Below are 26,562 nucleotides of genomic sequence, written 5' to 3' on the forward strand. Positions count from 1 at the left end.
TACTCATTGGAAACTTTATTTCAATGGTTCAAAATCTTTTCTTCTTGTTGCGCAAATGTTTAGAACCCAGGTAAAAGGCAGAAAAATCCCGAAGACCTGGTACGACGATGGCGGCAACACATAAGTGCTGCCGCCATCGACTCCCCCCCTATATTCGCTTATAAAGCGCTACGCTACCTTCGTAACCTCAAAACGCTGCTCCGGGTGAACGTAGGCCTCCTGCGCGCGCACGAGCTCCAGCTCGCCAGAGCCGGACTCGTGCGTGACCTTCAGCAGCTCAAAGATACTGGCCGCTGTGTTACCCAACGCGACCGAAAGGTCACCGTAAATACCGCGACCGCGCAGCAGGTTGCCTGCAAACAGCGCAGCCGCGACATCGCCGGAACCGTTGCGCTTCAGGGGCAGGTACGGCGTCGCCACCAGCCATGCGCCCGCACCATTGACGGCGAGCATCTCAATCTCGCCCTCCTTGCGCTCCGGACGCAGCACACTGGTCACCAACACGGCCTCCGGGCCCATCTCACGAGCAGCATGGGCTGCCGCAATGGTGGACTCCAGGTCGTTGACCTCGCGGCCCGTCAGGTATCCCAGCTCGAACTGGTTCGGCGTAATCACGTCTGCCACCGGCACAACCTTGTCGCGCAGCAGCGGCGGAATGTCATCCGAGACGTGGCAGCCGCTCTTGGCATTTCCCATCACCGGGTCACACGAGTAAATGGCCTTCGGGTTGCGCTGCTTGGCCATCGCCACGGCCTCGATGATGACATCCGCAATATCGCTACCGCCCTGGTAACCGGAGATAATCGCATCGACGTCGTCAAGCTTGCCCAGCTCATCGATACCCTTGATAACCTCGCGCACATCCGTGGCCGGAATCATCGGGCCGCGCCACTGGCCGTAGCCGGTGTGGTTGGAGAAATCGACGGTGTGGACCGGCCACACTTCAAAACCTGCGCGCTGCAGCGGGAAGACCGCAGCGGAGTTGCCCACGTGGCCATAGCTCACATGCGACTGGATGGACAGAATCGAGGGCACGCGGTTGAACTCCGCGACAGTTTCAGCTGCCTTTTCAGTAGGGGCCTGGTTTTCGCTCATACCATCTATATTGCAACGGATGCACGAAAATCCCATATTCCCTAGTAGGCGCTGGGGCGACGTCGGCTGGCTTTGAGCTCGGAGCGGCGCTGCTTCTGCGCTTTACGACGGGCAATCGAGGCCCGACTCGGTCGAGTCCGCCGGCGCCTCGGAGGCGGTGGCTGCACAGCTTCTCGGATGAGTTCCGCTAAGCACCGCCTGGCTTCCGCGCGGTTGCGTACCTGGGAGCGCTGCGTGGTAACCGACACGGTGAGTGTCGTGCCATCGAGTCGGTGGCTGAGGTTCTGGAGAGCGCGGCGGCGGTAGACGTCGGAAAGCACGCTGAGCTCGGCGATATCGACCGATAGCTGCACCTTGGAATCCGTGGTGTTAACGCCCTGACCGCCCGGCCCTCCGGAGCGCGCGAAGCGTTCGGTGAGCTCCGCCGCGGGGATGACGAGGCCCTTTGGGATGCCGGGACCTGGTGGGATGTTCAGGGGTTTCATGGTGGCCAGTGTAGTCAGGACGCGTTTGTGATCGGGTCCCGTTTCCTCCAATCCGCTGTTAAACAACAAATGCTCACCTAAGCTGGCAAATAACATTTATCCACTTATAAAAACAGCAAGAAAAGGCAGGATTGAGACACCATGGCCACTTCTGATTCCCCGTCCATTTTCATCTCCGGCGGCGCGCAGGGCATTGGCCGCGCGGTGGCCGAGAAGTTCCTGGCTGCAGGCTGGACCGTCGGCGTCTACGACATCAATGAGGATGCCCTGGCGAAGCTCAAGGCTGAGCGCCCGGAGGTAATCGTCGGCAAGCTGGACGTGACGGACTTTAAGCAGTGGGAGGACGCGCTTGCGGACTTCACCTCCCACACCGGCGGCAAGCTGACGGTGCTGGACAATAACGCGGGCATCATCGGCGATGGCGATATCACTGACCAGTCACCGGAGATTATCCGCGCGCAGGTGGACATCAACTGCACCGGCCTGACACTGGGCGCGAAGGCGGCGCACCCGTACCTGAAGCGCACTAAGGGGTCTCACCTGGTCAACATGGGTTCGGCTTCGGGCATTTACGGCCAGCCGCACATCGCGCCGTACTCCGCGTCGAAGTTCTACGTCTCTGGTCTGACGCAGGCTCTGGATCTGGAGTGGCGCAAGGACAAGATCCGCGTCGTCGCAATCATGCCGCTGTGGGCGAAGACCAAGCTGGCGGACGTTTCCGCCGGTTCCACCCGTCGTCTTGGCGTGCGCATTACGCCGAACCAAGTCGCTGATGCTGTGTGGAAGGCAACGCACCCGCAGAACTTCATTGAGCGCCAGCGTCACTTCTACTCGGTGTCGGCGGCAGACTTTATCCTGCGCTACCTGGGCAAGATTGGTCCGCAGTTCCTTTCCCGCCCGGTTAACGCAATCATCGCGGGTTAAGAGGCAAACTAGACCTATGCTCTTCGATCAACTCCCGCGCGACGATGCCCGCATCACGCCGGGAGTTGTTCATTTGCCGGGATGGCTTCCCCTGGACCGGCAGGCGGGCATCATCACGCAACTCCGCGACATCGCCCGCGACGTTGCCGGCACTCCCCTGGCCATGACTCGCCCGCAGCTCAAAAGTGGCCAGATGCAGGTCTTTATGCTGCATCTCGGCCGCATGTGGGCCACCAATCCCTACCGCTACGTCACGCACGCAGGCGGCGTTCGCGTCCCGCCCGTGCCTGACAACCTGCTACAGCTCGCTACCGAAGCACTCGGCGCTGCCGCGCTTTACGACGAATCCCTCAGCCAGTGGCCCACCACTTTTCGGCCCGACATGGCGTTGGTCAACTACTACCCGCCCGGGGCCACCATGGGGATGCACCAGGATCGAAACGAAAACTACCCTGCCCCGATTGTGTCACTCTCTATCGGCGATGAGGCTCTGTTCCGCATTGGCGGGACTGAAAACCGCAACAAACCCTGGGATGACGTGACTCTCGCCAGCGGGGATGTGATTGTGTTTGGTGGTCCGAAGCGGCTTGCGTTTCATGGTGTGCCCAAGACTCGTCCGGGCACGCTGCCGGAAGGGTGCGGGCTTAAAGAGGGCCGCATCAACATCACATTCCGGCAAGTGGAAAACTCACACTAAACCGCGCAAGCCACCGACCGCTAGCCTAGACACATGCAGCGCACCGCTTCCTCCATGCACGCACAGCCTGCCACCGCGCAGACCCCTGCCCCACTCGACTGGCGCAGCCGGGTACGTTTCTTTGTCGGCTCGTTCCCAACTGCCGATCTCGCTATTGCGACTGCTTTCCTGCTGTGCTGCTGGTTGAGCATGACGCCGCTACTTACTTATGGCCCGAGCTTTACTTATGTCACCAATGTGATTCTGTCCGCGATGATTGCCGGGGCCGCAGCGTTTCGTCGTAAAGCAGTGCGTGCATCGTTTGTGGTTACGTACAGTGCCCTAGCGGGTCTCGCCTTGCTGGTGTGGCTATCCCCAGTGAACCTTGGGCTAGACCCCATTATTGTTGCTGCCCCACTATCTCTATGGGCTGTGACCAGGTGGGAACCGAATCGCACCTGGGGCATCGTTGGGCTGTTTTTAGGGTTGATTGGCAGCTTCCTCAACCCGGCAGTTCCTGCCTTCGGCTTTACCCCGGAACGACTATTGGTCTTCGGACTACCGGCGGTGCTTATCACGGCGAGCGCGTACGCAGTGCCACTATGGCTGCGCATCAACGCCGAGGAACATGCCGCGGAGTTGGAGAACGTCGTGGCGCTCAACAAGCTGGAGTTGTCCAGGGAGCTTCACGACGTCGTGGGGCACGGACTCACCTCTATTAAGGTTCAGGCCCAAACCGCTCTGTACCTGGCGGAGATGGATGGCTCACGAGCGGAATCCGCTGCTGAAAAGACCACGCTGGAAGGTATTGCCCAGACCGCAGACCAATCGTTGCGGGATGTGCATGCGCTTGTCGATGCGCTACGTGATGGCGGCGAGATTAGCGCTGACCCGAATGAGATTCCGCGTCTGGTTGCGGCAGTTTGTCCGCCGGGTCGCGATGTTTCGGTGACTCTGCCGGAGTCTTATGGAGACCTGGCGGATTGGCCACTCGCGAAGCGTTTGACTTTGGTGCGGGCAGTGACGGAGTTGGCCGCGAATATGGCCAAGCACTCATCGGGCGCTGGTCAGCTGGCACTGGTAATCGATCCACCTGCCGATGCTGATGACAGCCCGGCGCGGGTTCATTTGGTGACTGCAAACCGGGCTGAGAGCGAAACTTTGGAACCCAGGAAGCGAGCTGGCGCTGGCCTGATTGGTCTGGAAGAACGCGTGGCTCAGCTCGGTGGCGAGATGACTTATGGTGAAAGCGACGGCATGTTCCGCGTCAGTATTCGGCTGTAAGCGGTTCGACCGAAGCAGGGCTGACTGTCAATCCTGTTGAGAAAGACGAGCAATGGATGTAATTCGAGTATTAGTGGCTGAAGATCAGGCTTTGATTCGGCAGTCTTTCGCGCAGCTTATTGATGCCCACCCGCAGATGAAAGTCATTGGTGCCGTGGGCGACGGCGCCGAGGCTGTGCGTCGTGCCTCCGGAGCCGATGTGGTCGTCATGGACATTCGAATGCCCGTGATGGACGGTATCGAGGCCACACGACAGATTGTGCAAGGCGTGCCGTCCGGAGGTGCGGCTCGCGCTTCCACTCCAAAAGTCTTGGTACTGACCACTTTCCGCGAAGAAGACCTGGTGCTCGGCGCTTTAGAAGCTGGGGCCGCAGGCTTTTTGCTCAAAGACTCCAATCCCCGTGAGCTGCTTTCGGCCATCATGCGTATCCACCGTGGTGAAGGAGTCATCGATCCGAAGGTGACGCCGATGGTGTTGCGGCATGTTTCACCGCGCGCACCGCACTCAGGACAGCCAGCGAGAGCGTTCTCGACACATGGCGCTGACTCAGACCCCACTCACACAGGAACCCAATTCACACCCCGCGAACAGGAGATTTTGAACCTCGTCTGCCAAGGGCTTTCCAATGACGAAATTGCTCGCAGGTTGGTTGTCGCCACGACGACAGTGAAAACCCATGTGAAATCCCTGTTGACCAAGACAGGCTCACGCAGTCGCGTGGATCTTGTCATTTGGGCTGCGAAAAACGGGCTGCTGTAGCTTCTCCTCGCTGGTACCGTCATCCTCGCTATCGCCTCCTCCCTAGGGAGGATATTTCCGCCACCTCATCCTCAGGGAGGGCGCGAACCGTGCCAAACACTCCTATTACTTAAGGCATGAACGCACCAACCCCCACCTCAGGCCCTTCCGCAGACGCCGCCGCTCCCCTCCTCCAGCTGCGCGGCATCACTGTCTCCTACGGCAAGAACGAACCTGTCCTGAACGGCCTCGATATGAACGTCCGCGCCGGCGAGGTCTACGGGCTATTGGGACTCAACGGCGCAGGTAAATCCACGTTGATGAGCACGGTGCTTGGGCTAATTCCCTACTCCGGTGAAATCAGCATCGCGGGACACCCGTGGTCCGTTGTCGACCTGGACCGCATCGGCGCCTCCATCAATGGCCCGGCGTTCTACCCACAGCTCTCAGCCACCGACAATCTCAAAGTGCACGCACATCTGACCGGCACGGACAAGAGCCGTATCGCCGAAGTCCTCGACTTGGTCGGGCTTCATGCTGGTAACAAGCGTGGCCGCGCTTTCTCAACGGGCATGAAGGTTCGTCTTTCCCTGGCGATGGCGCTGCTCACCGACCCCGACATTGTGCTTCTCGACGAGCCCACCAACGGCCTCGACCCCGAAGCTATCGTGGGCCTGCGCACCTTGTTGCGAAATCTTGCCGCTAGTGGCAAGGCCGTCGTGGTGTCCTCCCATCAACTCGGAGAGGTCGAGAAGAGCGTTGACCACCTTGGCGTCCTTGCTGGTGGCCGACTGGTCTACGAAGGCCCGCTGGCTGACTTTGCGGCTGCTGGTCAATCCCTCGAGCAAGCTTTCTTCACCGCAGTAGGTGTTGCCCGATGAGCACTCAACCGCACACGCGCACTCTTAACACGCGCACCGTTCCTGCCCGCCGCTACTTCCGCGCCGAGCTACTGCGGGCAAAGTGGTCACTCACCATGTTTCTTCCCATCATCATGGTGGCAATCGCTCTGGTCAGCATGGTCTTTTCTAGAGGCGTTGACGCCACCGCCATGGCGAGCGCCCACATCTACTCGCTTATCCTGCTTCCTCCCCTGGCTGCTATTACGTCCGTCATCGGCCAAAACCGTGAAGAAAAACTCCGCCAAGGCGGCCTAATCTGGCGCAATATCTCGGGCACTCGAGTGCTCCTTGCCCGCGCAGCCACTGTCATTGCCTCCGCGGCCCTCGGTCACGCATTGATGGCTGCACTCCTTGCCCGGAGCGTGAGCACCGCATTGCAATTCACGCTCTTTAGCACGTTGTCATTCTTCGTCTTCTGGACATTCGGCCTTGCCCTATGGCGCCTTGTGCCACGCGCAGCTCTCTTCCTCGCTCCGCTCGCTTCCATCGCTTGGGCCATCGCAGGAACACTGGACGCCATGAGCCCAAACTGGAAAGTTCTCCCGTGGACCTGGGCAATCCGCCCAACGTTACCTATCCACGGAGTGCAGGCTAATTCCATCTCGGCTCCCGCCGACAGCGAGATCTGGAACATCGCCATCCTGCCGCCCGCGTTGCTGCATTTACTCCTCGGGCTAGGTCTATTTGCCATCGCATTGCTTGCGCACGGAAAATCTCTCAGCTTGCCGACGGGCCGGGAACGCAGCACTTCGTCGTTAAGCCATGGCATGAGCGCGACCCTTCCCTGGCGCACCTGGTGGAGTCTCGCAGCGCTGATGCTTGCCGGACTTGCGGTCGTGCGTGTGGTGTGGAACCCGGAGTATGCGCTGGGGCTGCTGAGTTTCGTCTGCGTGCCGACGGCCGCAACCGTGGTGGCCATCATGACATGGACTTCGCAAGCCGATGCCTGGCCAGCACTGATGCATCGGCGTGCGCGACGCAGCATCACGCTCCGACTGTTTGCCTTGGATATGGCGTTTCTCCTGCCGGTGCTGGTGGTTGCGGTGGTTATCAGTGGTGCAGGCGGCGAGACCAATAGCCAGACGGGCATTAACCCCTGGCCGTACCAGGCGGTAATCGCGTCTCTTGTGGCCGCGATGATTGTGGCCGTGACCGGCTTAATTGCGCGTCGAAGTGTGGCGGCCGCAATCTTTGTCTCGGTCGCGCTCGGCGGTTGGGCGGTGATGGTTGGCGGTGATGTCCTCAGCGCCTCACCGTTGTGGTGGACCTCGGAATGGGGATGGACTTGGGTAGTCCGTGATTACCCCGATCGGTGGCCAGTGATGGTTCTCGTGTCCGCCATTGTGATGGCGGCGTTCGTGGCTTGGGCTCGGGCGACATCATTGAAAGCGATCCGATCCCAAGACTGACGGCGGCGCTACGAGCAGCCCACCTACTCCTCGATCGCCTCGCGGACCTCTTCGACACTGAGGTTGGAGTCTTCAATCTCCTCGCGGGCCTCCTTGTTCCGGCCACGGCGGACCAGGCGGAAGATGCGCTTGCGGCGGGAAGTCTCTTCACTGATGCGCTCGCGGCCGCGCAACCAGGCAACAAGCATGACAGTAATGAGCAGCAGACCGATGTAGCCCAGGATTGGGTAGACCCAACCGATTAGGTTCTGGAAGCCCATGAAGCTCAAGGCGAAACCGAGCAAGACCAGCGCGACGTAGACAATCTTGAATTTTTCCGGGTGATTTGCGGTGACGCGACGCCCCAGTGCGTAGAACATGCCAAGTGCCGTGTTGAAGATCATGCCAAGGATTACCACGGCCATGGCCTGGCCCAGCCACGGGTGCAGTCGATTAATGACGGTGAGCATTGGCACGGCATCGGTGGCGACAGTACCAACAGTGTGGAACAGCGTGATGGTGGTAATCAGCAGCATCGCGGAGTAAATCAAACCACCGGTAAACCCACCGGCTCCAGCGGCGCGGGGATTGAACAGGCTACCGCCAATAACAATCGCCATGGAAACCGCAACCATCAGGTTAAAACCAACATAGTTCACTGCGGCGACAACCCAGTTCGGCAGGGTAGTCGGGACTTCCGCAACGGCAGCTGCCTGCTCCGCGGCCGGGGTGGCATCGGTGAACGCCAGCGTATAAACACTGGCCAGCAGGATAAAGCCGACGATAAACGGCGTGATGGAACCGATCACTGTGGTCACTCGGTCAACATCGAGGAAACCGGCTGCAATGGTCACCAACACCATGATTACGGCACCGATCCACACAGGGATGCCCCACTGCTGCTCCATGTTGGCACCGGCACCGGCGAACATGACGAACCCGGTGGCGAAGAGCGTGATAATCACGCCAATGTCCAGTACTCGCGAGAAGATGGGGTGCGATACGCGTCGGAAAACTTCGCCGTGCTCGCTGGCCTGAAAATAGCTTCCCAGCTGCAAAATGATCATCGCCATCAGGCTCATGATTACCGCTGAGAGAACGGCACCCCAGACACCATTGATGCCAAAGGCGACGAAGTATTGCATGATTTCCTGACCCGTCGCAAAGCCCGCGCCGACGACCACGCCGACGAAGGCAAATGCAACGCGCAGTACTTGCTTCACCACAAGGGTTCACTCCTATTCGACTATCGGATTAATATAACCACCTTACTTTTCTCAGTGAGTTTTACTAATCGCAATTAAGCGTTCTACGAAGTTTCGCCTTTAAATTCCGCAGGCCACGCCGGTCGAATGCACTGGGCAGTAGCCGTTCGGATTCTTAAACAAGTACTGCTGATGCTCATCCTCAGCCCGGTAGTACTCCCCTGCCGGGGTCTCCGCGAGTGGCTTAATCTCCGTGGTGATGGCCCCCAGGCCAGCGTCGGCAAGCTTCGGCGCGTAGGCATCGGCGATCTCCTGTGCCCGGCGCGCTTGCTCGGGCGTCGTCGTGTAGATCGCGGAACGGTACTGCGTGCCGACATCATTACCCTGGCGGTAGCCCTGCGTGGGATCGTGGGCCTCGAAGGCCTTGGCGATCAGCTGGTCGAAGCTAATCTGCTCCGGGTCGTAGACGACCTCCACAATCTCGGTGTGGTTGGTGCGTCCGGTGCAGGACTCGCGGTAGGTGGGATTCGGCGTCATGCCCCCGGCGAACCCGACCGATGTGCTGAGCACGCCCGGTGTTTCCCAAAACAGCTTCTCAGCACCCCAGTAACAGCCAATCCCGATGTAGACGACCTCCTGGCCTTCCTCCCATGGGCCGGTGATCGGCGTGCCGAGCACCGCATGCGGCTTCGGATTTTCCAACACCGGGTGCGAGCCGCCCTTTAGCGCCTCATCTTCCGGCACCAGCTCCGCTGATCTACCAAAAATCCAACCCATCTTCGACGCCTTTCTATCTATGACTGTCTTTGGTCTGCGCAACGCGCCCGAGGCCACGATTGTTCCGACCTCGCCACCAGAAACTACGGAATAACACCGACTATGGTTTGGGTTGTGCGTACGCTCAGCCTGCTTTCCATCAATCCCCACAACCCGACCGCCATCCTGCCCGACCTCCGCGCTGCGCTGGACGGTGAGGTCTCTCTTCTTCCCGTTCCGCTTCACGACGGCACGCGCGCCTCAATCTTGCGGAACTCGCAACGCGCAGGTGAGCCAATTGATGAATCCATCGCGCTTGTTGTCGGCACCTCCGGTTCCACCGGCACACCGAAGGGTGCACAGCTGACGGTGGATAACTTGGTCTCCTCTGCTACCGCTACACATCAGTGGCTCGGCGGTGAAGGGCAGTGGCTGCTGGCGATGCCGGCCTACCATATCGCTGGCCTGCAGGTTCTCATTCGTTCGCTGCTCGCGGGCACGAATCCGGTGTGTGTGGATGTGACCGACGGTTTTGATGTGGCCGCATTCGCCGACGGCGCCGAGGCCCTCACCAGCGACCGTGCCTACACCTCGCTGGCTCCGATGCAGCTGGCCAAGGCCATGGAAGAACCCTTTGGCGCGGCAGCCCTGCGCCTGTTTGATGCTGTCCTTGTCGGCGGCGCAGCCTTGAACCCGCAGGTGGCAGCGCGCGCCGAAGAACTCGGCATCAACGTCGTGACCACCTATGGTTCCTCCGAGACAGCCGGCGGCTGCGTCTATGACGGACAGCCCATCGAAGGTGCACAGGTCGCCATCGAAAATGGTCGCGTTTGGCTGGGCGGACCGATGATTGCACACGGTTACCGCAACGCGCCCAGTCACGAGGCTTTCCATAAACCAGGTTGGTTCGCCACCTCCGATGCGGGCGAGATCCACGATGGCCGACTAGTCATTACGGGACGCCTGGACACCATCATCGACTCCGGCGGGTTGAAGCTGCACCCCGAAGTCCTCGAACGTGAACTGCTCGCCATCGATGGAGTTACGGGAGCCTGCGTGGTCGGTGTGCCACACCCAAGGCTCGGCCACGCTATCGTCGCAGCGTATGAAGGCATCGCTGAGCTCGGCGATGTCATGGACGGGCTCGGCGATGCTGAAGACGCCGGGCGAATCAATCACTGGATGATTCCCAAGGACCTGCGTCGCGTGGAGGTCCTGCCACTGATTGGTCCGGGCAAGGTCGACCGGAAGAAAGTCGCGGCGCTCTTTTAGCTCATTCAGACACGCATTAGTTCAAGGCATTTGGTGTCACGTCCTATTATTAATTCATGTCTGAAGCACCAAAGAGTCCTGCAACGGCGTCGTTAAGCGATTGGCTGGAAGGCGCGCGCCCCCATACCTGGGCGAATGCGTTTGCGCCGGTCATCGTCGGTGTCGGAGCGGCATCGACGCACGCGCCGATTATCTGGGGACGTGCGGTGCTCGCGCTGGTTGTCGCGTGGGCGTTGATTGTGGGCGTGAACTTCGCCAACGACTACTCCGATGGCATCCGCGGCACTGACGATGACCGCTCGGGCCCGCTGCGCCTGACGGGTTCTGGTCTGGTCGAGCCGAAGGTTGTGAAGTACGCGGCGTTCGGTTCCTTTGGTGTCGCCGGTCTTGCCGGTGTGGCGCTGTCCCTGATGAGCGCGTGGTGGCTCATTCTGGTCGGTGCACTGTGCATCGCGGCTGCGTGGTTCTACACCGGCGGTAAAAATCCCTACGGTTATCGCGGACTTGGCGAGGTCTCGGTCTTCGTCTTTTTCGGTCTCGTCGCGGTGCTCGGCACGGAATTCACCCAGACGGGCTCGCTGTCTTGGGTCGGCCTGGCCTGCGCAATTGGTATTGGTTCGGTGTCTTCTGCCGTGAACCTGGCGAACAACTTGCGCGACATCCCCACCGACGCCGCTACCGGCAAGATCACCTTGGCAGTTCGCCTGGGCGACTTCCGCACCCGCATCGTCTGGCAGATTCTCTCCCTCATGCCCGCGCTGGCCAGCAGCTTTATCGCTTTCTGGCGCCCATGGGCGCTGGTGGGTCTGCTCATCGTGCCGCTGTGGGTGAAGGCCTCCGAGCCAATTCGCATGCATAAGAAGGGCAAGGAGCTCATCCCGGTACTGGGGCTTACCGGCAAGATGATGCTTGCCTGGTCCGTCATTACGGCACTCGCACTCGCGCTCAGCTAGGGGGTACCGATGGACTTCCGCACACTGACGCACAAGGCGCTTGACGACGTCCAGGAGGCCGCAACCCGAGTTGGCGACACAGCAGCCAAGGCTCCAGCTTTCGCCCGCAGCGCTGCTCTGCGTTTGACCAAATCGGGACGCCGCCGACTGGCGCTGGAGCACGGTGCGCTGCATTCGCAGACCCGTGAACCGGGACTCACCGATCTCACGTCAACCGGCGTGGTGCATATCAAGACCGCACCGGTCACGGCCGAGATTGCGGCCAAGGACGACGAGCGGAAGGCCAGCGACAAGCCGGATGCTGTCACCACCGATATTCCGGTGCACTGGTACGAGGTTGAACCTAGCGAACCCGCCAAAGAACCCGTGACCATCGTCTTCGTCCACGGCTTCACCCTGGCTGGTGAGTCCTGGTACCGGCAGTTCAACGCGCTGCGCAAGTCGCACCCGGAAGCACGCCTGTTGACTATGGATCTGCGCGGCCACGGCCAGACCGGAGCGGTTCCGGCTTCACTCTGCACGGTCGAAGGGGCTGCGGCCGATGCGCTGGCCGTGATCGCCGAGCGTGCCGCGACCGGAAAACTCATCGTGGTTGGGCATTCGCTAGGCGGTTTGATTGCACTGCACATGGTGCGGGCTGCCGAGGAAAGCATTCGCCGTCGGATAGCAGGCGTAGTGTTGATTTCCACGTCTATCGACAAGCTGGCCGCCCAGGGTGTGCCGCAGATTCTGGCGTCCCCGGTGGCGGATGCGGCGCGCAATGCAATTGAGTCCTCGCCGAAGGAGATTCGCAAGTTCCGCGAGGCAATCGCGTCACTGATGGCGCCGTCGTTGGCGGTGGCGGTGTTCGCCCGGCGCACGGACTACGAGATCATCGAGTTCCACGCGGCCATGATTAATGAAACACCGCTGGAAACTTTCGTGGGATATCTCGACGACCTGCAGGATCACGACGAGTTCGCATCCGGGCCTTACTTGGAGGGCTTGCCAGGAGCGGTACTGGTGGGCACGAAGGACGATGTCACTCCGCGCAAGCAAGCAGACCTAATTATGGAAAAGTGGCCGGACGCCGAACTGGTTGAAGTCGACGGGGCCGGCCACATGTTGCCGCTCGAGGCTCCGGAAGCGGTGAACCGGGCTATCGAGCGGGCCCTGGAGAAGGTGCGCTAGTTTTCCTCGCGGTCCTTAATCTGCTGCGCAATGTATTCCTTGTGCGCGCGGCGGTTCTCCGACCACACTGCAACAGACTCATTGGCCTGGACGCGCAGCTTCGGGAACACAAAAACCGACAGCGGCATCGCAATAATCAGTGCGAACACAGCCGTAATTGCAGCCGGAATCTGCACATTAACGAGGTAGATAATCACGAGCAGAATGAAGAACAGCACTAGGAATAGCAGCAGACGAGCAAGGCCGTACCAGAACAGCCCCTTCATGGCATTGCCGCGACCAGCATTCTTGGTCACCGGAGCTGCTGGCATCTGAGCCTCAGAAGCCAACTTGTCCTGCTCTGCTGGATTGGTCATTAAACCCTCACCTCTACGTGTTACGCCTGTGCTGTGCCCGGGCGTTGCTAGCGTCCATGGCTGTTCGTGTCCAACGTTCCTTTGTACCCTAACGAACTCTGTACGCCGTACCGCATGCAGTGCGATACCCCTCGTGGGCACTACGGGACTCGTTGCGTATTCTAGTCGGTAAATCCAGGAGGTTAGCTATTACATGGGTCGGCTCATTCTGCTGCTGTTCATCATCCTTGTCGTAGTCATGCTGTGGAAGGCATTTGGCCCCGGCAGTCGCGGCAACGGCATGCGACGTATTTCCGCTCCGCAACCGGAACCCCGTCCGCTCGCTCCCGACGATGATCCGGAGTTTCTCTGGAAGCTCAAGAAGGCCGAATTCGATCGCCGTAAACGTGAGCAGGAGCTGCAGGAGCGGCGCGAACGGGAGCAGGACGACAACCCCGATAATCCCGGCGAAACTGACTAAACGTCCTTGCCACGCAGCAACAACTGCTGTAGATATTCCCCGTAGCCACTGGCGCTGAGGGCGTCGGCACGCGCGCTAAGCGCAGCATCGTCAATGAATCCCATGCGCCACGCCACCTCTTCCGGCGAGCCAATCTTTAGCCCCTGCCGCTGCTCAATCGTGCGCACGAAATCACCCGCGGCCATCAGATTGTCCACCGTGCCCGTGTCCAGCCATGCCGTGCCGCGCGGCAGCACCTCTACCTGCAGTTTCCCGCGCTCCAAGTAGGCGCGGTTAACATCCGTGATTTCCAATTCGCCGCGTGACGACGGTTGCAGCGAGCGAGCTATCTCAACAACCTCGGCATCATAGAAGTACAAACCAGGCACCGCGAAATGGCTGCGTGGTTTCTTCGGTTTCTCCTGGATCGCCACGGCTTTGCCGCTTTGGTCGAAGTCCACGACTCCATAGGCTGTGGGATCTGCGACCCAGTAGGCGAAGATCGCTCCGCCATCGACGTTATGGAAGCGGCGCAGCTGCGTGCCCAAGCCAGCACCGTAAAAGATGTTGTCGCCGAGGATGAGGGCAACGGAGTCATCGCCGATGTGGTCCGCACCGATGATGAACGCTTCAGCGAGACCACGGGGCTCGTCTTGGGTGGCAAAGGTGAGGGTGAGGCCCCACTGCGAGCCGTCGCCAAGCAAGCGTTCAAACTGCGGGGCATCATGTGGCGTGGTGATGACGAGGATGTCCCTGATTCCCGCTAGCATCAGCGTGCTCAGCGGGTAGTAGATCATCGGCTTGTCATAGACGGGAACCAGCTGCTTGCTTACGCCAAGTGTGATGGGAAACAGCCGAGAGCCCGTACCACCTGCGAGGATGATGCCCTTCATAGTGCTCGCGCCTTTCTGCCTTACTGCCCGGCCGCTTCGTTGGCGATTGCCCACTCGTCGCGAGCCATGTTCTCAAGATCCTTGCAGTCAAACTCACTGGGGAGCTTATTGCCCTCGGCCTCGAACTGCTCGATAGTCGGAGCCTTCTGATCGCGCTCGGAGAGAATCATGTCCGCGTCGGTGAGACCACCCTTGGCCAGCAGCGCAGCCAGGTCAATTCCGAGAGTCGGGTCCTGGATGCTAACAGCACGCTCTGCCTCCGGGTTGTAACCGGTGGAAGTGAGGTAAGTGAGCACAGAGTCGTCGGCAAGCGAGACGAAGCCATGTCCGATGCCGTTGGGCAGATAGACCACTCGGCGGGTCTTGCTGTCGAGCTCGAAAACCTCGACCTTGCCGAAGGTATCGGAGCCGCGACGCAGGTCAACCGCAATGTCGAGGATGTGGCCCGCGGGACAAGTAACCAGCTTCGCCTGGCCGGGGTGGCCATCTGGCGCGGTGCTGACGTCAGCGAAGTGCAGGCCACGGACAACGCCTGCGGCGGAGACACTCATGTTGGCCTGCTCCGGGAAGAACGGGTAGCCCGTGGCCTCGGCGAATGCGTCGAGGCGATACCACTCGTGGAAACTACCGCGGCTGTCGCCGTGGATGACCGGTTCGAAGGTGAAAACGCCGTCGATAGAAGTGGGCTGGAATGTGCTCTTAGGGCTCATGGGTAACAAGTGTAGACGGGGCGCCCGGGCTGAGGCTGTGGCACGCGTTGAGTGTGCACTGAGTGTGCGTTGAGGGTTCGCTAGGCATGCCCCAGCAGCGAACTACAACTCCTGCTCGCGCTCCGCGTAGCCAGCCTCAGCGGCATCGTAGGCCGCCGCCCACCAGGACTCGTTGGCGCGATACCAGTCGATGGTCTCGGCGAGCCCCGCGGAAAAGTCTTGGTAGCGCGGCTGCCAGCCAAGGCTGCGGATGGATGCGGGGTCAATCGCATAACGACGGTCATGCCCCGGGCGGTCAGTGACATGGACAAAGTCGGACCGCTCACGACCGAAGCCCTCCAGGATGTCTCCGACCACGTCGAGGTTGGAACGCTCGCCATCGGCACCAATCAGGTAGGTCTCCCCCACCTCGCCAGAATCCAAGATTGCCCAGACCGCGTCGTTGTGGTCATCGACGTGAATCCAGTCCCGAACATTCTCGCCAGTGCCGTACACGCGAGGGCTACGACCGCGCAACAGACCACAGATCTGGCGGGGAATCAGCTTCTCCGGATGCTGCCTCGGCCCGTAGTTGTTCGAGCAGTTACTAATCGTCGCAACCAACCCGAAGCTGCGCACCCACGCCCGGACAAAGTGATCCGCTGAAGCCTTGGAGGCCGAGTAGGGGCTGGAGGGTTTGTACGCGGTGGCCGTCGTAAAGCGTGCTGGATCGTCGAGAGCGAGATCGCCGAAGACCTCGTCGGTGGAGATGTGGTGAAGGCGGACGTCGTGGGTGGCGCAAGCCTTGGCCAGATTCACGGTGCCCATGACATTAGTGGTGACGAAGGGATCGGCATCCACCAGCGAATTGTCGTTATGGCTCTCTGCGGCGAAGTGGACGACCACGTCGAAGCGGGGCACGAGGCGATCGATCAGCTCCGCGTCACGAACATCGCCGCGGATGATTTCACAGTCCGCGCCATCCAAGCTCGCAGGGTTCGCGGCATAGGTGAAAGCGTCCAGCACCGTGACATTCACATCGGGCCGTGTAGCCAGAGTGCGGAGAACGAAGTTGGAACCAATAAAGCCGGCACCACCGGTGACGAGAACGCGCATGGAAGCGATTCTAGTTCACCCGGCGATGCCGGCTTTGTACAAGTGTGAAGACTTAGTTCAGACCAGCGTAGGAGTGCAGGCCCGAAACCACCTGGTTGATGAAGAAGAGGTTGAACACCATGGTGGCAAAACCGAAGATGTTGATCCACGCGGCCTTGGTATTACGCCAACCCGAAGTCGCGCGAGCGTGCAGGTACAGGGCGTAGATAATCCAGGTAATCAGCGCCGTGGTCTCCTTCGGGTCCCAGCCCCAGTAACGACCCCATGCGGACTCGGCCCAGATAGCGCCCAGCACAATGCCCAGACCGAACAGTGGGAAGGACCAAATAGCGGTGCGGTAAGCAATCGCATCCAGCTTTTGAGCATCCGGCAGCGGCGCGACCAGTTTGCCCAGGAAGCCCTTTTCCTTGCCCTCGCGGTTGTACATCCGCAGCATGTAGAGAATCGAGGCAACACCGGAAATCAGTGCGATACTGCACCCGATAGAAATAATCGAGACGTGAACCGGAATCCAAATCGACTGCAGTGCCGGCACCACCGGAGCAGCCTCAACATATAGGTTCTTACCACCGTAAAACATCAGCGCCAGAATCGGAGCCAACAGCCACGGCCAGAACACACGCATGGTTTCACGATGCAGTACGCCAGCTGCAATTGCCATAGCAAAGAGGATTGAAACTGATACGTACTCGTAGAGGTTGCCCCACGGGAAACGCTGCACGGCCAGGCCACGCAGCAGCACCGATGCAAAGTGCACGGCCACCCCGACGTAAATCAGCATTTCCGTCACAACGCCGAGTCGGTTCGTCAGCACCTGGTTCTTAGGCTCGCTTGCCGACGACTTCGTCGCCGACTCCCCCGAGTCAGCAACACTAGCGGTGGTAGCTCCCTCACCCGCACCGGCGGCTACCAGCTCGCGTTCCGCAACCTGGCTTTTCGCTTCAGCGGCCGCGATACGACGACTGTAGTAGGCAATGGAAATAACAAAGGCCACAAGATAAAAGGCGAAGGCCGTGAAGTACGACCAGTCCGAAAACTGCGCCAGTGTCTTATTGACGAGCATGTACTTGGCTCCAAAGTGTGGAATTAGCGGAATACTTCTTCAAACCCTAGTACTAAAGCAGGACTAAGCAAAAGGGGACCGGGGACACGGGGGACGCAAAAATGCGCGGAGGCGCAATTCTCGCCCCCGCGCATTCACCCTGCAGTAATGATGGACCAGACTTAGTGGTCAGTTAGCTTTTGTCCTTGTCGTCCGCGCTCTCGTCGGTCGCAGCATTGTTGTCAGCAGCATCCTCGTCATCACTGTCACGTTCCAGGATGTCATCTACGATGTACTGGAACTCCTCGCCCCAACCTGCCTTGTCGGTGCGGGCAAGGCCACCGAACTCAACGCGAGTGCGGCCATCTTCCAGCGGGAACATGCGCACCCAAACACGTCGGCGCTTAATGCCCAACGAAAGAACCATGCCCGCCAGTGCGGCCACAGTTGCCACCAGCACCCAGAACTGCGTGGGATCGTGCGAAACCTGCAAGTTGACGAATTCCTTCGCACCGAGGAATTCAATCTTGGTGCCGTCGGCAAGCTCGGTGGATTCGCCCTGCTTGAGGTTGACGCGGGCTTCCTTAGCCAGCTGACCCGAGTGCATCAGATCGCGGTCGAGGGAAAACAGCCCCTGCGAACGACCGGTGTCCAAGCCCGCGTCGCCGCGGTAGATGTCGACAGCCACGGCCGGGTCTTGCATCGCCGGGTAAGAGGACTGCAGCAGAGCACCCTTTTCACCAGTAAACTCCGCGGTCGGAGCGAACAGTCCCTCGATTGCAATCTGGTTCTGGCGGCGCTCGAACAAGTCCGGGTACATGCCTGCTGGTGGGTCGAAGCGCAGCGCACCAGAGGACAGGAAGAAGGTCGGATCATCCGGACGGAACTGGACAATCGACGTACGCGACTCGCCATTCGGCCAGGTCACCTTGAACGCAGGCGCAAAGCCGTGCCCCTGCAGGTAGACGCGGTCACCGGCGATGCGCAGAGGGTGGTTGACCTGCAGCGTGGTCTTTTCCCACTCATCGACCGGCTTGCGCATATCCTCTTCTTCTGCGAATCGGATATGAGAGGTAAACATCTTGGCCTGACCGTTCGGCAGGTAATCGGCGAAGAAGTCATCGACCTGAATACAGAACGGGTTCAGAGTTGTACCGTCGAAGGTGTTGCCAGCACGCAGCGAGTCATAGTTCGCAGCAGCGGTGTTACAGAACGGAACGCCCACCGCGCTATTGACGTTGTCGTCAGAAATCTCGGTGCCGGTGTTGGTCAGCAAAATGACCTGACCCTCGTAATAGATCATGCGGCCCAAGCCGACGATGATAATCAGCAGCGCAATGCCCAGGTGGAACACCAGGTTGCCAAACTCACGCAGGTATCCCTTCTCCGCGGAAAAGGATCGTGCCCCAGCGCGATCTTCATCTGCTGGAGTCTCGGTCAACGCCCACTTGTTCAGGCGCTCACGCACCCGCTTAGAAACTTCATCCGCAGAGGCATCGACCACGGCTTCGTCGTGAAGCGGAAGACGCGCCAACCGTTTCGGCGCCTTGGCCGGTGGCGTCTTCATGGCCTTGTAGTGGTCGATGGTGCGCGGAATAATGCAGCCAACCAGGGAAATCAGCAGCAATGCCACGATGGCGACGAACCAGACGGACGAGAAGACATCGAAAAGCTGCAGCTTATCCATGATCTCGGCGGTCTTGCCGTTGGCGGCTAGATACTGGTCGACCTTGTCCTTATTCAGCGAGCGCTGTGGCAACAGGGCGCCCGGAACCGCTGCGAAAGCGAGGATGAACAGCAGAATCAGCGCTGTGCGCATGCTGGTCAACCAGTTCCAGACCTGCTGGAAGGGCTGTCGTACCTTATTCCAATTCACCGACATCGAAAAATCTTTCACTAAATTGGCGTTACCGTATCAGTAATAAAAGCGGCCTGAACCCAGGCAACAAAAACATCCCACAGTCCCGTGACCAGGGCAATTCCGACCAGCACCAGCGCCACACCACCGATGAGCTGAATAGTTCGCGAGTGCTTACGCAGGAAGTCCACTCCACGCATCGCGCGTGCCGACCCCAGCGCCACCAAAATGAACGGCAGCCCCAGCCCCAGGCAGTAAGCGATAATCAGCGCCACTCCCCTGGCCGCGGTCATACCCTGCGTGCCCGCGGACACCGAAATAATTGCAGTCAGCGTCGGGCCCAGACACGGCGTCCACCCCAGCGCGAACACCGCGCCAAGCAGTGGCGCTCCCAGCCACGTGGTCCAGCGCTTCGGCGCCATGCGGGTGTCCTTCTGCAGCGCCGGCACCATGCCCATGAAGGCGAGTCCCATCACGATGGTCACCACGCCACCGACAATCGTCAGCGTGCGCGCCTGCAGACGCAGCGTGGACACGAGCCCGAAAATTGAGGCCGACCCCAGCACGAAAATGACAGTGAAGCCCAGCACGAACAGCAACGCAGCCAGGCCGACGCGGGCAGTTGCGGAACGCTTGCCACGCCCTCCATCGCCGTCACGCTTATCGACGGCGGTTGCGTCCGCAGTGCCCGTCGTCAAGCCCTGGCCCTGCGCCCCCGATGCTCCGGAAAGACCGGTGAGATACGAGACGTAACCGGGCACGAGCGGAATGACGCACGGGCTGGCAAACGAGACGAGACCAGCCAGCGCAGCAGCGAGCAGGCCTAATAGGATGGGACCGCCGGTGGCGGCGTCGGCGAACTGCTGGCCGATGCCATCGGCAAGATAAATCGTGTCCATGGCAAGAGTTCCCATGCTGGGGCCTAGCCCTCCGCCTTCACTTCATTAACAGCCTTCATCAGCATGGTGTGATCGACCTCGCGGAGGAAGACCTTGGCCGGGCGGTGCTGCTTGTCCAGAATGATGGTTGTCGGAATCACCGAAGCCGGGATGCCGCCGAGTGCGCTGGCGTTGACGAAGGCCGGGTCATAGATGGACGGGTAGGTGATGCCGTTGTCCTTCACAAAGTCGATGGGAGCCTGGCGGACATTGTCGCGGACGTTGATGCCGAGAACGGTGCCGATACCTTGCTCTTCCATCTGTTCCTGGACATACTGCAGGTCATCCGATTCGGATCGGCACGGTGCGCACCACTGCCCCCAGGCGTTTAGGACCACAATCTGGTCCTTGAAGTCATCGAGGGAGATTTTCTTGTCGTCGTCCTCTAGAGAAGGACCGAACACCTTGCCGACCGGTTTGCGCTCCTCGGGTGCGTAGTCAATGATCTGCTGACCCCCTGGAGAAACAAACTCGAACTGACCGCCGACGGCAACGGCATCGTGTCCCACTGAATCTCCGGGGTTACATGCTGCGAGCGACAGAGACAGAGTTGCTGCCGCTAGCGTTGCTGCAATTCGGGACGATGAGACCTTGGCCACTTGGGGTGCCACCTTCCGGGGGTCAGTGAAACTTCAACAAAACTATTTATTCACCTTACAGGTGACCGGCCGGTTCACTGTAGCGCACGTCGACAATGGTGTCGCCGACGAAGACCAAGGAGGTCACGCTGGCCAGATCGCACTGCCTAGTTGCCGGGTTGTGGGCGAGCTTCAAGTACCGCGCACGACGCTGAGCTGCAATGATGCACAGCTGGTGCGTCACCAGCACCGCTTCCGCTCCTTCGGCGGCCTCGCGGGCTCGCTCGATGGCGTGGAACATACGGTCCGCGATCTCCTCGTAGGGCTCGCCCCAACTGGGCACGCTCGGACGACGCAGCCGTGGCCAGTACTTCGGATTCCACAGTGCGGAGTCAATGCCCTTGATGTGTAAACCCTCAAAGGAGTTGCCAGCCTCCAGCAAATCTTCATCCAGGGTCGGCTTCATGCCGATTATCTCGGTGAAGGGCCGTGAGGTTTCCTGCGTGCGCTGTAGCGGGGAACAGGCGAAGTAGCGGATGTCGTGGCCTTCGAAGGACGAGGCCGTGGCCGCTGCCTGACGCTGACCGCGCTCAGACAAGTGCCAGCCGGGCAGGCGACCGTAGAGAATCTTATCCGGGTTATAAACCTCGCCGTGGCGGACGAGATGTACGACCGTGGTCTTGGCGTGCTTTGTTGCACGCTTAGACGCCTGGTTTTCCGGCTGTGTCGGCTGCGATTCCTGCTGTGCTGCCTGCGAATTGGTCTTGTTCGGCACGTGTCACCTACTCCGGCTTGGCGGTTGCCGCCGCCTCGGCCGCGCGGGCTGCTGCACGCTCGATAATCTCGAAGTCGGCGTCGGTCAGCGCAGCGGAGACGAACCAGGTCTCGTAGCAAGAAGCCGGCGGGTAGACACCATTGGCCAGTAGGGCGTGGAAGAAAGCCGGGTAGCGGAAAGTATCCGCTGCCTGCATCTGCTCAAAGTTATGGCCCTCGCCCTCGGCGAAGCGTGGCGAGAGCATCGTGCCCGCACGCTGAATGTGGTGGGCCACGCCCTGCTTGGTCAGGGCGTCGGACAGAATCGTGGCCAGGCGATCTGCATTGGCTGCGACGGTGTCATAGACATCCTTCGTGGCATTCTCCAGGTTGGCCAGGCCAGCTGCCATAGCGACCGGGTTACCGGAGAGTGTGCCTGCCTGGTACACCGGACCGTTCGGAGCCAAGTACTCCATGACGTCGCGGCGACCACCGAAGGCAGCTGCCGGCAGACCACCGGAGACGACCTTGCCGAAGGTGGTCAGGTCACCGGCCACACCATCAATGCCGTACCAGCCGTTGTAGGAAGCGCGGAAGCCAGTCATGACCTCATCGAGAATCAGCAGTGCGCCGTCTGCGTGGCAGACTTCCTTCAACTTCGCGTTGAAGTTGTCCTGCGGTGCGACGGTACCCATGTTGCCCGCTGCCGCCTCAGTGATGACACAGGCAATCTCGCCCGGGTTCTCAGCGAATGCGGCCTTGACGGCCTCAATGTCGTTATAAGGAACAACAATGGTGTCGGCAGCCGATGCACCGGTGACACCCGGCGAATCCGGCAGACCAAAAGTAGCGACACCGGAACCGGCCGATGCCAGCAGCGCGTCCACGTGACCGTGGTAGCAGCCGGCGAACTTGATGATCTTGGAACGGCCAGTGAAACCGCGAGCCAGGCGTACTGCGGACATAGTGGCCTCAGTGCCGGAGTTGACCAGACGCACCTCATCTACCGACGTGCGCTCAACGATGTGACGAGCCAGGTCGGTCTCAGCCGTCGTCGGAGCGCCGAAAGACAAACCGCGAGTGGCGGCGCTCTGAACGGCCTCCACCACTGCCGGGTGCGCGTGGCCCAGAATCATTGGACCCCACGAGCAGACCAAGTCCACATATTCGTTACCATCAACATCCACGAGACGAGAGCCCGCGGCGTGGTCAATGAAACGTGGGGTGCCACCGACGGAACCGAAGGCGCGGACCGGCGAGTTCACGCCACCCGGCGTCACTGCCTGAGCCTGCGTAAAGAACTCTGCCGAACGATCGGTGAGCTCAACGTTTTCTGGGACATGAGGAGCATTAATGTCTTGAGTCACGGTGACCATCGTAGACGGCCACTCGGATGAAGGGCTACCCTGCCCTACCAACGTCCCAGCTTCACCCTGAATAGATGCTTGCGGCGAGAGGACACTCGACGGGATCGCCAGTCGATCCACAAGCTGGAGAAAATCATCAAAAGCGATGCCAGCAGCGGGTGAATCATACCGGTCATACCCAGCAGGATGACCGCAACGTTGTAGAACCACGCAAAGTAGATGTTGGAGTCCATCATCCGCACCACAGCACGTGCGATTTCAATGGCCTCCGGAATCGACAACACGTTGTTACGCAGTGCCACGACATCGGCGTAATCAACATCAAGATTCTGATTGCCTTCGGTGTTGTCCATCAAAACACCCACGTCAGCGGCACGCAGAGAGTCCCGGATGTCCTTGTCGCCAACCATCACGACAGTCTCGCCGTCACTGTGGACCGAACGCACCGCAATGGCCTTGCGGGAGGCAATGATGCCCGCGAATACTCGTGAGATATTCAGCCGGTCAGCAAAACGACGGGCTACTGGATACGGATCTCGCGTGATCATCATGGTGTCCACGCCCATATCCTCAAGCTGGTCAATGCTCTCGACCGCATCGGGCTTAATGTCCTCACCAATGGTGATGACACCACGGACCTTGCCACGCCACGACACCACCATCGGAGTACCGCCACTGAGCGCAGCCACGGCCATTTTCTCGCTGAGTGCAGTGAGATCACGCGGACGCCAAACGCGCCCCTCAACAAAGCGCATCTCCAACTTGTCGTCCGAGTCCTTCACCGGGATCTCTACCTGGCCAACGAACGCACCGTCTTCCGCAATTGCGACGTGTACAGTCTCAATCCAGTGCGGCACCTCGCCACCGCCGGAACCGGCGTCGCGGGATACACGGCACGCGCGCACGATTGCCGCTGATGCCGGGTGGTTGCTCTCCATCATGAGAGCGCCCGCCACACGCAGAACCAGATCCGGATTTTCATTGCGCTCAGCGGCGACACCGAGCACGTGGGTGTCACCCTCGGTCAGCGTTCCAACTCGGTTAAAAATCACCACATCGGCAGCGGCCAGCTTTCGGAAAGTCTCATTGCCACGAATCAAGATTCCGTTACTAGCACCGGCCAGAATCCCGATGCGCTGCACGGTCGACGTAGACATTGCCAATGCCACCGGCGCGATGCCCGAGAGCATAGCCAGCGCCACCGCGAGGGCACCGCTCATCGTGCCAGTCGCCAGCCACCAGCCGCAAAAAGCCACGCCCGCCAACGACAGCGTCCATGGCACCAGCTCTGATGCCGAGTGCACTGCGGTCTGGTGCATCACCGTTTCTTCTCGAACCGCTTGACGAAGCCAGCGCGCTATCGATGACGCCCGGGTCTTGAAACCGGTGCGTTCCACGCGCACCTTGAGCTCCGAATCCAGGTTGATTGCACCGGCCCAAACCTTGGAATTGACCTTGACCTTCTGCGGTTCAACGCCGATACCGAGTAGCTGCGCATCCATCGTGGACGCACCACCGATGACTGAGCCATCAACCGGAATCACCGAGTGCGGTGGAACCACGATGTCATCACCGATATTGAGCTCCGCGACCGTCACCTCCACCCGTTTCGGCTCCGCGGATTTAGCGCTCTTGCGCACGACTGTCACGTTTCGCTCAGCTGGAATGCGCAGGTTGCGCAAGATTTGTCCAGTACGCACCTTGTTGTAGCGCGTAAACATGCGACCTGTTAGCAACAGCACAGTCAGACCGCAGGCAACGTCGAAAAACACCTCTGCCGAGGCGCTTTCCCGGTAGTTGAAAGCAAACCAAGTGGGCGCAGTGGTATATCCAATCTGTCCCGCGGGACCAAAGATAAGCTGCGCTAGCGACCACAGCCACGCCAGCAGGATGGCAATGGAGCTCGCCCCATCCAGCGCCGACATCCGCCGACGCAGGGACGCCGCCATTGCCCGGTGGAACGGCCAACCACCCCACCACACCACAATCGTGGTCAGCACAAGACACATCCACTGCCAACCCGGGAACTGCCAGTTGACGTTCAACGACGTCACCAGCACCGGAATCGATAGGAACAGGCTTCCCCAAAAGCGTTGCTTGGTCACCAGTTCACGCGCCGTGAACAGTACTTCCGCGCCACCGCCGCTTCGGCGCAAGGCCGCTTCACGACGGCGAATGCGCTCCTCCTCATTCTGTTGAGCGGCAGCCGGAACAGCGGGACGGCGATGTTGTGACACATCCAGCCGAGTTGCACGACGCCGAAGCGTGCTGCGCGTGAGGTACGACTCGACCCCAATTTCGCGGAGAGCTTCGATGAACTGATTCGGATCGATGGTATCGGGCGCGGTAATCCACGCGCGTCCGGGCTTGTAGACCACAGAGGCGGTCACATCTGGAAAGGATTCCAAAACATGCTCAGCACGCTCAGCGCTCTCGGCGTTTTCCAAGTTTTCCAGGATGAGTGCGAAAGCTGTGTTGGACTGGCCTCTGCGGTGTGCAAGCCGCTGATGGGCACTTTCTTCGTCGATGTCCTGACGGCTTCGTGGCAATGCCTTACGAGCAGCGACCTTGGCATCCACAATCGCTTGTTCAACGCGATTGTCCAGAGAGAAATCAAACTCACCGGTGTCACTCATGGCCTTTGAAACTTTCCGTCTAATCCTGTGGCTGGTTGGCGCGCGTGAGCGCTAATTCACGATAGAGCAACAGTAGTCCACACGCCATCGCCAGGCTGGGCGCGATAACCCATACAGTCAGCGCTCCAGCCATAATGGCAAAGAACATGGCGAGAGCCGTGATAATCACCATGATGAGCAGGCAGTTCCGGGAGAGTTTGAACTCAGTGGCCGTCGGCAAGCAGCCGCTACCAATAAGCGAGCAGACCAGCGTCACACCGGCGACGATGTAGATATCGCGGCCAACGGCGGCGGGAGCCTGCGAATAGTCGCCGGTGACCAGTATCAAGCTCAGGACAATCTGGGCGATGAGCGCGACGAAGAGCACCCACTGCCAGGGCCGACTCGGCAGGGACATCATCGCTTGGACTCCTCAGGCTGCTTGGATTGCTTGGGCTGTGACTGGCCCAGCTGCTGTTGCCGCTTTGGATCAGCGCCATGCTTCGACGCTCTCGGCAGATGCGATTCCGGAGCGGACGGGGTCCACGGTTTCGACGGGCGCTGATGATCGAAGTAGTCCTTGGATTCCTTCGAAGCGGCGAGCACTAGACCCGCTACCGCGGCAGTGGCCGAGGCGATTCGCACAATTCCGCTGATAAGAACGAGGGATGCCGGCACTCCCGATTCTGAAGCCGTAGAAGAGAAGAAGGACATCAGCGCCGACAGTGCCAGGTAAAGCGAGCCGATAACCAGCACGGTGCGAGCACCTTCGCTCCCCTTGCGCATTCGCTCGATAATGGCGAAGAACGCGATGCAAAGCCCCACTGCGAAAAAGAACGCGATAACGATAGTCGCCTTCATGGCAGCATCAATCTGGCCCTCGCTGAAACCCGGGAAATTCTCCTTAGCGGTTGAGGGGCTCATCAGCATTTCCGGATGCAGCCAGTAGGTCACCGTAGCTACCGCAGCGACGAGCAGCTGCAACACGGCCGTAACCCGCCACGCCTGCCTAGCTCCCTCGACCTGCTCGGGAATTGCGGGCTTCTTCTCTTCTTTAGTCATCCGTCCA

The 26,562-nt window shown here is 60.0% G+C and carries 27 protein-coding genes; 10 read left to right on the top strand and 17 right to left on the bottom strand.

Annotated elements, in window-relative coordinates; all coding sequences use genetic code 11:
• Positions 1-168: 168 nt before the first annotated feature.
• Together pdxY and arfB are read right to left on the bottom strand one after the other, a co-directional pair.
• A complete protein-coding gene (gene pdxY, locus HMPREF2920_RS03900; RefSeq protein WP_222865278.1) occupies positions 169-1,095 on the bottom strand; it encodes a pyridoxal kinase PdxY in 927 nt (308 codons plus the stop codon).
• A 41-nt stretch (positions 1,096-1,136) separates the two neighbouring features.
• Positions 1,137-1,580 (bottom strand): alternative ribosome rescue aminoacyl-tRNA hydrolase ArfB, encoded by a 444-nt coding sequence (gene arfB, locus HMPREF2920_RS03905; RefSeq protein ID WP_070854045.1) that lies wholly within the window; start codon positions 1,578-1,580, stop codon positions 1,137-1,139.
• 141 nt (positions 1,581-1,721) lie between these two features.
• Here arfB and HMPREF2920_RS03910 point away from each other — a divergent pair, with 141 nt between their 5' ends.
• From HMPREF2920_RS03910 to HMPREF2920_RS03935, 6 genes are all read left to right on the top strand, one after another.
• Positions 1,722-2,504, top strand: a complete 783-nt coding sequence (locus HMPREF2920_RS03910) for an SDR family oxidoreductase (RefSeq protein WP_070546372.1) — start codon at positions 1,722-1,724, stop codon at positions 2,502-2,504.
• A gap of 16 nt (positions 2,505-2,520) precedes the next feature.
• Positions 2,521-3,201, top strand: coding sequence for an alpha-ketoglutarate-dependent dioxygenase AlkB family protein (locus HMPREF2920_RS03915; RefSeq protein WP_070546371.1), 681 nt, complete (start codon positions 2,521-2,523; stop codon positions 3,199-3,201).
• Between the two features lie 33 nt (positions 3,202-3,234).
• The gene (locus HMPREF2920_RS03920) at positions 3,235-4,464 is read left to right on the top strand and encodes a sensor histidine kinase (protein ID WP_049192988.1); all 1,230 of its coding nucleotides are present in this window, start codon (positions 3,235-3,237) and stop codon (positions 4,462-4,464) included.
• Between the two features lie 52 nt (positions 4,465-4,516).
• Positions 4,517-5,224: a response regulator gene (locus tag HMPREF2920_RS03925; RefSeq protein ID WP_070546369.1), complete on the top strand. Its 708-nt coding sequence runs from the start codon at positions 4,517-4,519 to the stop codon at positions 5,222-5,224.
• Between the two features lie 116 nt (positions 5,225-5,340).
• Positions 5,341-6,084 carry an ABC transporter ATP-binding protein gene (locus HMPREF2920_RS03930; RefSeq protein ID WP_049172353.1) on the top strand — a complete coding sequence of 248 codons (744 nt, stop codon included), beginning with the start codon at positions 5,341-5,343 and terminating at the stop codon, positions 6,082-6,084.
• On the top strand, positions 6,081-7,514 hold the full coding sequence (locus HMPREF2920_RS03935; protein WP_070549784.1) for an ABC-2 family transporter permease: 1,434 nt from the start codon (positions 6,081-6,083) through the stop codon (positions 7,512-7,514). Before HMPREF2920_RS03930 ends, HMPREF2920_RS03935 begins: the two co-directional genes overlap by 4 nt.
• Before the next feature lie 23 nt (positions 7,515-7,537).
• Here the strand turns inward: HMPREF2920_RS03935 and HMPREF2920_RS03940 are convergent, their stop codons facing one another.
• Together HMPREF2920_RS03940 and msrA are read right to left on the bottom strand one after the other, a co-directional pair.
• Complete coding sequence (locus tag HMPREF2920_RS03940; protein ID WP_016422008.1) at positions 7,538-8,719, bottom strand: YkvI family membrane protein; 1,182 nt, start codon at positions 8,717-8,719, stop codon at positions 7,538-7,540.
• Between the two features lie 99 nt (positions 8,720-8,818).
• Positions 8,819-9,475: a peptide-methionine (S)-S-oxide reductase MsrA gene (gene msrA / locus HMPREF2920_RS03945; RefSeq protein ID WP_048732380.1), complete on the bottom strand. Its 657-nt coding sequence runs from the start codon at positions 9,473-9,475 to the stop codon at positions 8,819-8,821.
• Between the two features lie 102 nt (positions 9,476-9,577).
• Here msrA and menE point away from each other — a divergent pair, with 102 nt between their 5' ends.
• From menE to HMPREF2920_RS03960, 3 genes are read left to right on the top strand one after another with little or no spacing between them, the layout of a single operon-like run.
• Positions 9,578-10,726 (top strand): o-succinylbenzoate--CoA ligase, encoded by a 1,149-nt coding sequence (gene menE / locus HMPREF2920_RS03950; RefSeq protein WP_048732378.1) that lies wholly within the window; start codon positions 9,578-9,580, stop codon positions 10,724-10,726.
• Between the two features lie 56 nt (positions 10,727-10,782).
• Positions 10,783-11,679 carry a 1,4-dihydroxy-2-naphthoate polyprenyltransferase gene (locus tag HMPREF2920_RS03955; protein ID WP_016422005.1) on the top strand — a complete coding sequence of 299 codons (897 nt, stop codon included), beginning with the start codon at positions 10,783-10,785 and terminating at the stop codon, positions 11,677-11,679.
• A gap of 9 nt (positions 11,680-11,688) precedes the next feature.
• On the top strand, positions 11,689-12,849 hold the full coding sequence (locus HMPREF2920_RS03960; protein WP_049192983.1) for an alpha/beta fold hydrolase: 1,161 nt from the start codon (positions 11,689-11,691) through the stop codon (positions 12,847-12,849).
• Here the strand turns inward: HMPREF2920_RS03960 and HMPREF2920_RS03965 are convergent.
• Positions 12,846-13,205: a DUF4229 domain-containing protein gene (locus HMPREF2920_RS03965; protein ID WP_016422003.1), complete on the bottom strand. Its 360-nt coding sequence runs from the start codon at positions 13,203-13,205 to the stop codon at positions 12,846-12,848. The two genes, HMPREF2920_RS03960 and HMPREF2920_RS03965, sit on opposite strands and share 4 nt — an antisense overlap.
• A 193-nt stretch (positions 13,206-13,398) precedes the next feature.
• On the opposite strand from HMPREF2920_RS03965, the gene HMPREF2920_RS03970 reads away from it, so the two are divergent.
• Positions 13,399-13,665 (top strand): hypothetical protein, encoded by a 267-nt coding sequence (locus tag HMPREF2920_RS03970; RefSeq protein WP_016422002.1) that lies wholly within the window; start codon positions 13,399-13,401, stop codon positions 13,663-13,665.
• On the opposite strand, the gene rfbA is transcribed toward HMPREF2920_RS03970, so the two are convergent.
• From rfbA to HMPREF2920_RS04030, 12 genes are all read right to left on the bottom strand, one after another.
• Positions 13,662-14,537, bottom strand: a complete 876-nt coding sequence (gene rfbA, locus HMPREF2920_RS03975) for a glucose-1-phosphate thymidylyltransferase RfbA (protein ID WP_016422001.1) — start codon at positions 14,535-14,537, stop codon at positions 13,662-13,664. The genes HMPREF2920_RS03970 and rfbA overlap by 4 nt on opposite strands.
• 20 nt (positions 14,538-14,557) lie before the next feature.
• Positions 14,558-15,247, bottom strand: a complete 690-nt coding sequence (locus HMPREF2920_RS03980) for a dTDP-4-dehydrorhamnose 3,5-epimerase family protein (RefSeq protein WP_016422000.1) — start codon at positions 15,245-15,247, stop codon at positions 14,558-14,560.
• Between the two features lie 102 nt (positions 15,248-15,349).
• Positions 15,350-16,342: a dTDP-glucose 4,6-dehydratase gene (gene rfbB, locus HMPREF2920_RS03985; protein ID WP_016421999.1), complete on the bottom strand. Its 993-nt coding sequence runs from the start codon at positions 16,340-16,342 to the stop codon at positions 15,350-15,352.
• Between the two features lie 52 nt (positions 16,343-16,394).
• Positions 16,395-17,405, bottom strand: a complete 1,011-nt coding sequence (gene ccsB, locus HMPREF2920_RS03990) for a c-type cytochrome biogenesis protein CcsB (protein WP_016421998.1) — start codon at positions 17,403-17,405, stop codon at positions 16,395-16,397.
• A gap of 172 nt (positions 17,406-17,577) precedes the next feature.
• Entirely contained in the window at positions 17,578-19,266 is a 1,689-nt protein-coding gene (locus HMPREF2920_RS03995; protein WP_070546362.1) for a cytochrome c biogenesis protein ResB, read from the bottom strand.
• 14 nt (positions 19,267-19,280) lie between these two features.
• A complete protein-coding gene (locus HMPREF2920_RS04000; protein WP_070546392.1) occupies positions 19,281-20,141 on the bottom strand; it encodes a cytochrome c biogenesis CcdA family protein in 861 nt (286 codons plus the stop codon).
• Between the two features lie 23 nt (positions 20,142-20,164).
• Entirely contained in the window at positions 20,165-20,779 is a 615-nt protein-coding gene (locus HMPREF2920_RS04005; RefSeq protein ID WP_016421995.1) for a TlpA disulfide reductase family protein, read from the bottom strand.
• Between the two features lie 55 nt (positions 20,780-20,834).
• Complete coding sequence (locus HMPREF2920_RS04010; protein ID WP_076772585.1) at positions 20,835-21,533, bottom strand: histidine phosphatase family protein; 699 nt, start codon at positions 21,531-21,533, stop codon at positions 20,835-20,837.
• A gap of 7 nt (positions 21,534-21,540) precedes the next feature.
• On the bottom strand, positions 21,541-22,887 hold the full coding sequence (gene hemL, locus HMPREF2920_RS04015) for a glutamate-1-semialdehyde 2,1-aminomutase (RefSeq protein ID WP_049190552.1): 1,347 nt from the start codon (positions 22,885-22,887) through the stop codon (positions 21,541-21,543).
• A gap of 35 nt (positions 22,888-22,922) precedes the next feature.
• Positions 22,923-25,514 carry a heavy metal translocating P-type ATPase gene (locus HMPREF2920_RS04020; protein ID WP_016421992.1) on the bottom strand — a complete coding sequence of 864 codons (2,592 nt, stop codon included), beginning with the start codon at positions 25,512-25,514 and terminating at the stop codon, positions 22,923-22,925.
• 19 nt (positions 25,515-25,533) lie between these two features.
• On the bottom strand, positions 25,534-25,914 hold the full coding sequence (locus HMPREF2920_RS04025) for a hypothetical protein (RefSeq protein ID WP_016421991.1): 381 nt from the start codon (positions 25,912-25,914) through the stop codon (positions 25,534-25,536).
• On the bottom strand, positions 25,911-26,555 hold the full coding sequence (locus HMPREF2920_RS04030; protein WP_016421990.1) for a hypothetical protein: 645 nt from the start codon (positions 26,553-26,555) through the stop codon (positions 25,911-25,913). Before HMPREF2920_RS04030 ends, HMPREF2920_RS04025 begins: the two co-directional genes overlap by 4 nt.
• Positions 26,556-26,562: the final 7 nt, after the last annotated feature.

Origin of the sequence: Corynebacterium sp. HMSC075F02, assembly GCF_001838335.1 — a bacterium.
Lineage (GTDB): Bacteria > Actinomycetota > Actinomycetes > Mycobacteriales > Mycobacteriaceae > Corynebacterium > Corynebacterium jeikeium_D.

Bases quoted from the DNA above. Each gene is read 5' to 3' on its own strand.
- pdxY (WP_222865278.1), bottom strand. From the start codon at position 1,095: ATGAGCGAAAACCAGGCCCCTACTGAAAAGGCAGCTGAAACTGTCGCG.
- arfB (WP_070854045.1), bottom strand. From the start codon at position 1,580: ATGAAACCCCTGAACATCCCACCAGGTCCCGGCATCCCAAAGGGCCTC.
- HMPREF2920_RS03910 (WP_070546372.1), top strand. From the start codon at position 1,722: ATGGCCACTTCTGATTCCCCGTCCATTTTCATCTCCGGCGGCGCGCAG.
- HMPREF2920_RS03915 (WP_070546371.1), top strand. From the start codon at position 2,521: ATGCTCTTCGATCAACTCCCGCGCGACGATGCCCGCATCACGCCGGGA.
- HMPREF2920_RS03920 (WP_049192988.1), top strand. From the start codon at position 3,235: ATGCAGCGCACCGCTTCCTCCATGCACGCACAGCCTGCCACCGCGCAG.
- HMPREF2920_RS03925 (WP_070546369.1), top strand. From the start codon at position 4,517: ATGGATGTAATTCGAGTATTAGTGGCTGAAGATCAGGCTTTGATTCGG.
- HMPREF2920_RS03930 (WP_049172353.1), top strand. From the start codon at position 5,341: ATGAACGCACCAACCCCCACCTCAGGCCCTTCCGCAGACGCCGCCGCT.
- HMPREF2920_RS03935 (WP_070549784.1), top strand. From the start codon at position 6,081: ATGAGCACTCAACCGCACACGCGCACTCTTAACACGCGCACCGTTCCT.
- msrA (WP_048732380.1), bottom strand. From the start codon at position 9,475: ATGGGTTGGATTTTTGGTAGATCAGCGGAGCTGGTGCCGGAAGATGAG.
- menE (WP_048732378.1), top strand. From the start codon at position 9,578: ATGGTTTGGGTTGTGCGTACGCTCAGCCTGCTTTCCATCAATCCCCAC.
- HMPREF2920_RS03955 (WP_016422005.1), top strand. From the start codon at position 10,783: ATGTCTGAAGCACCAAAGAGTCCTGCAACGGCGTCGTTAAGCGATTGG.
- HMPREF2920_RS03960 (WP_049192983.1), top strand. From the start codon at position 11,689: ATGGACTTCCGCACACTGACGCACAAGGCGCTTGACGACGTCCAGGAG.
- HMPREF2920_RS03965 (WP_016422003.1), bottom strand. From the start codon at position 13,205: ATGACCAATCCAGCAGAGCAGGACAAGTTGGCTTCTGAGGCTCAGATG.
- HMPREF2920_RS03970 (WP_016422002.1), top strand. From the start codon at position 13,399: ATGGGTCGGCTCATTCTGCTGCTGTTCATCATCCTTGTCGTAGTCATG.
- rfbA (WP_016422001.1), bottom strand. From the start codon at position 14,537: ATGAAGGGCATCATCCTCGCAGGTGGTACGGGCTCTCGGCTGTTTCCC.
- HMPREF2920_RS03980 (WP_016422000.1), bottom strand. From the start codon at position 15,247: ATGAGCCCTAAGAGCACATTCCAGCCCACTTCTATCGACGGCGTTTTC.
- rfbB (WP_016421999.1), bottom strand. From the start codon at position 16,342: ATGCGCGTTCTCGTCACCGGTGGTGCCGGCTTTATTGGTTCCAACTTC.
- ccsB (WP_016421998.1), bottom strand. From the start codon at position 17,405: ATGCTCGTCAATAAGACACTGGCGCAGTTTTCGGACTGGTCGTACTTC.
- HMPREF2920_RS03995 (WP_070546362.1), bottom strand. From the start codon at position 19,266: ATGTCGGTGAATTGGAATAAGGTACGACAGCCCTTCCAGCAGGTCTGG.
- HMPREF2920_RS04000 (WP_070546392.1), bottom strand. From the start codon at position 20,141: ATGGACACGATTTATCTTGCCGATGGCATCGGCCAGCAGTTCGCCGAC.
- hemL (WP_049190552.1), bottom strand. From the start codon at position 22,887: ATGGTCACCGTGACTCAAGACATTAATGCTCCTCATGTCCCAGAAAAC.
- HMPREF2920_RS04020 (WP_016421992.1), bottom strand. From the start codon at position 25,514: ATGAGTGACACCGGTGAGTTTGATTTCTCTCTGGACAATCGCGTTGAA.
- HMPREF2920_RS04025 (WP_016421991.1), bottom strand. From the start codon at position 25,914: ATGATGTCCCTGCCGAGTCGGCCCTGGCAGTGGGTGCTCTTCGTCGCG.
- HMPREF2920_RS04030 (WP_016421990.1), bottom strand. From the start codon at position 26,555: ATGACTAAAGAAGAGAAGAAGCCCGCAATTCCCGAGCAGGTCGAGGGA.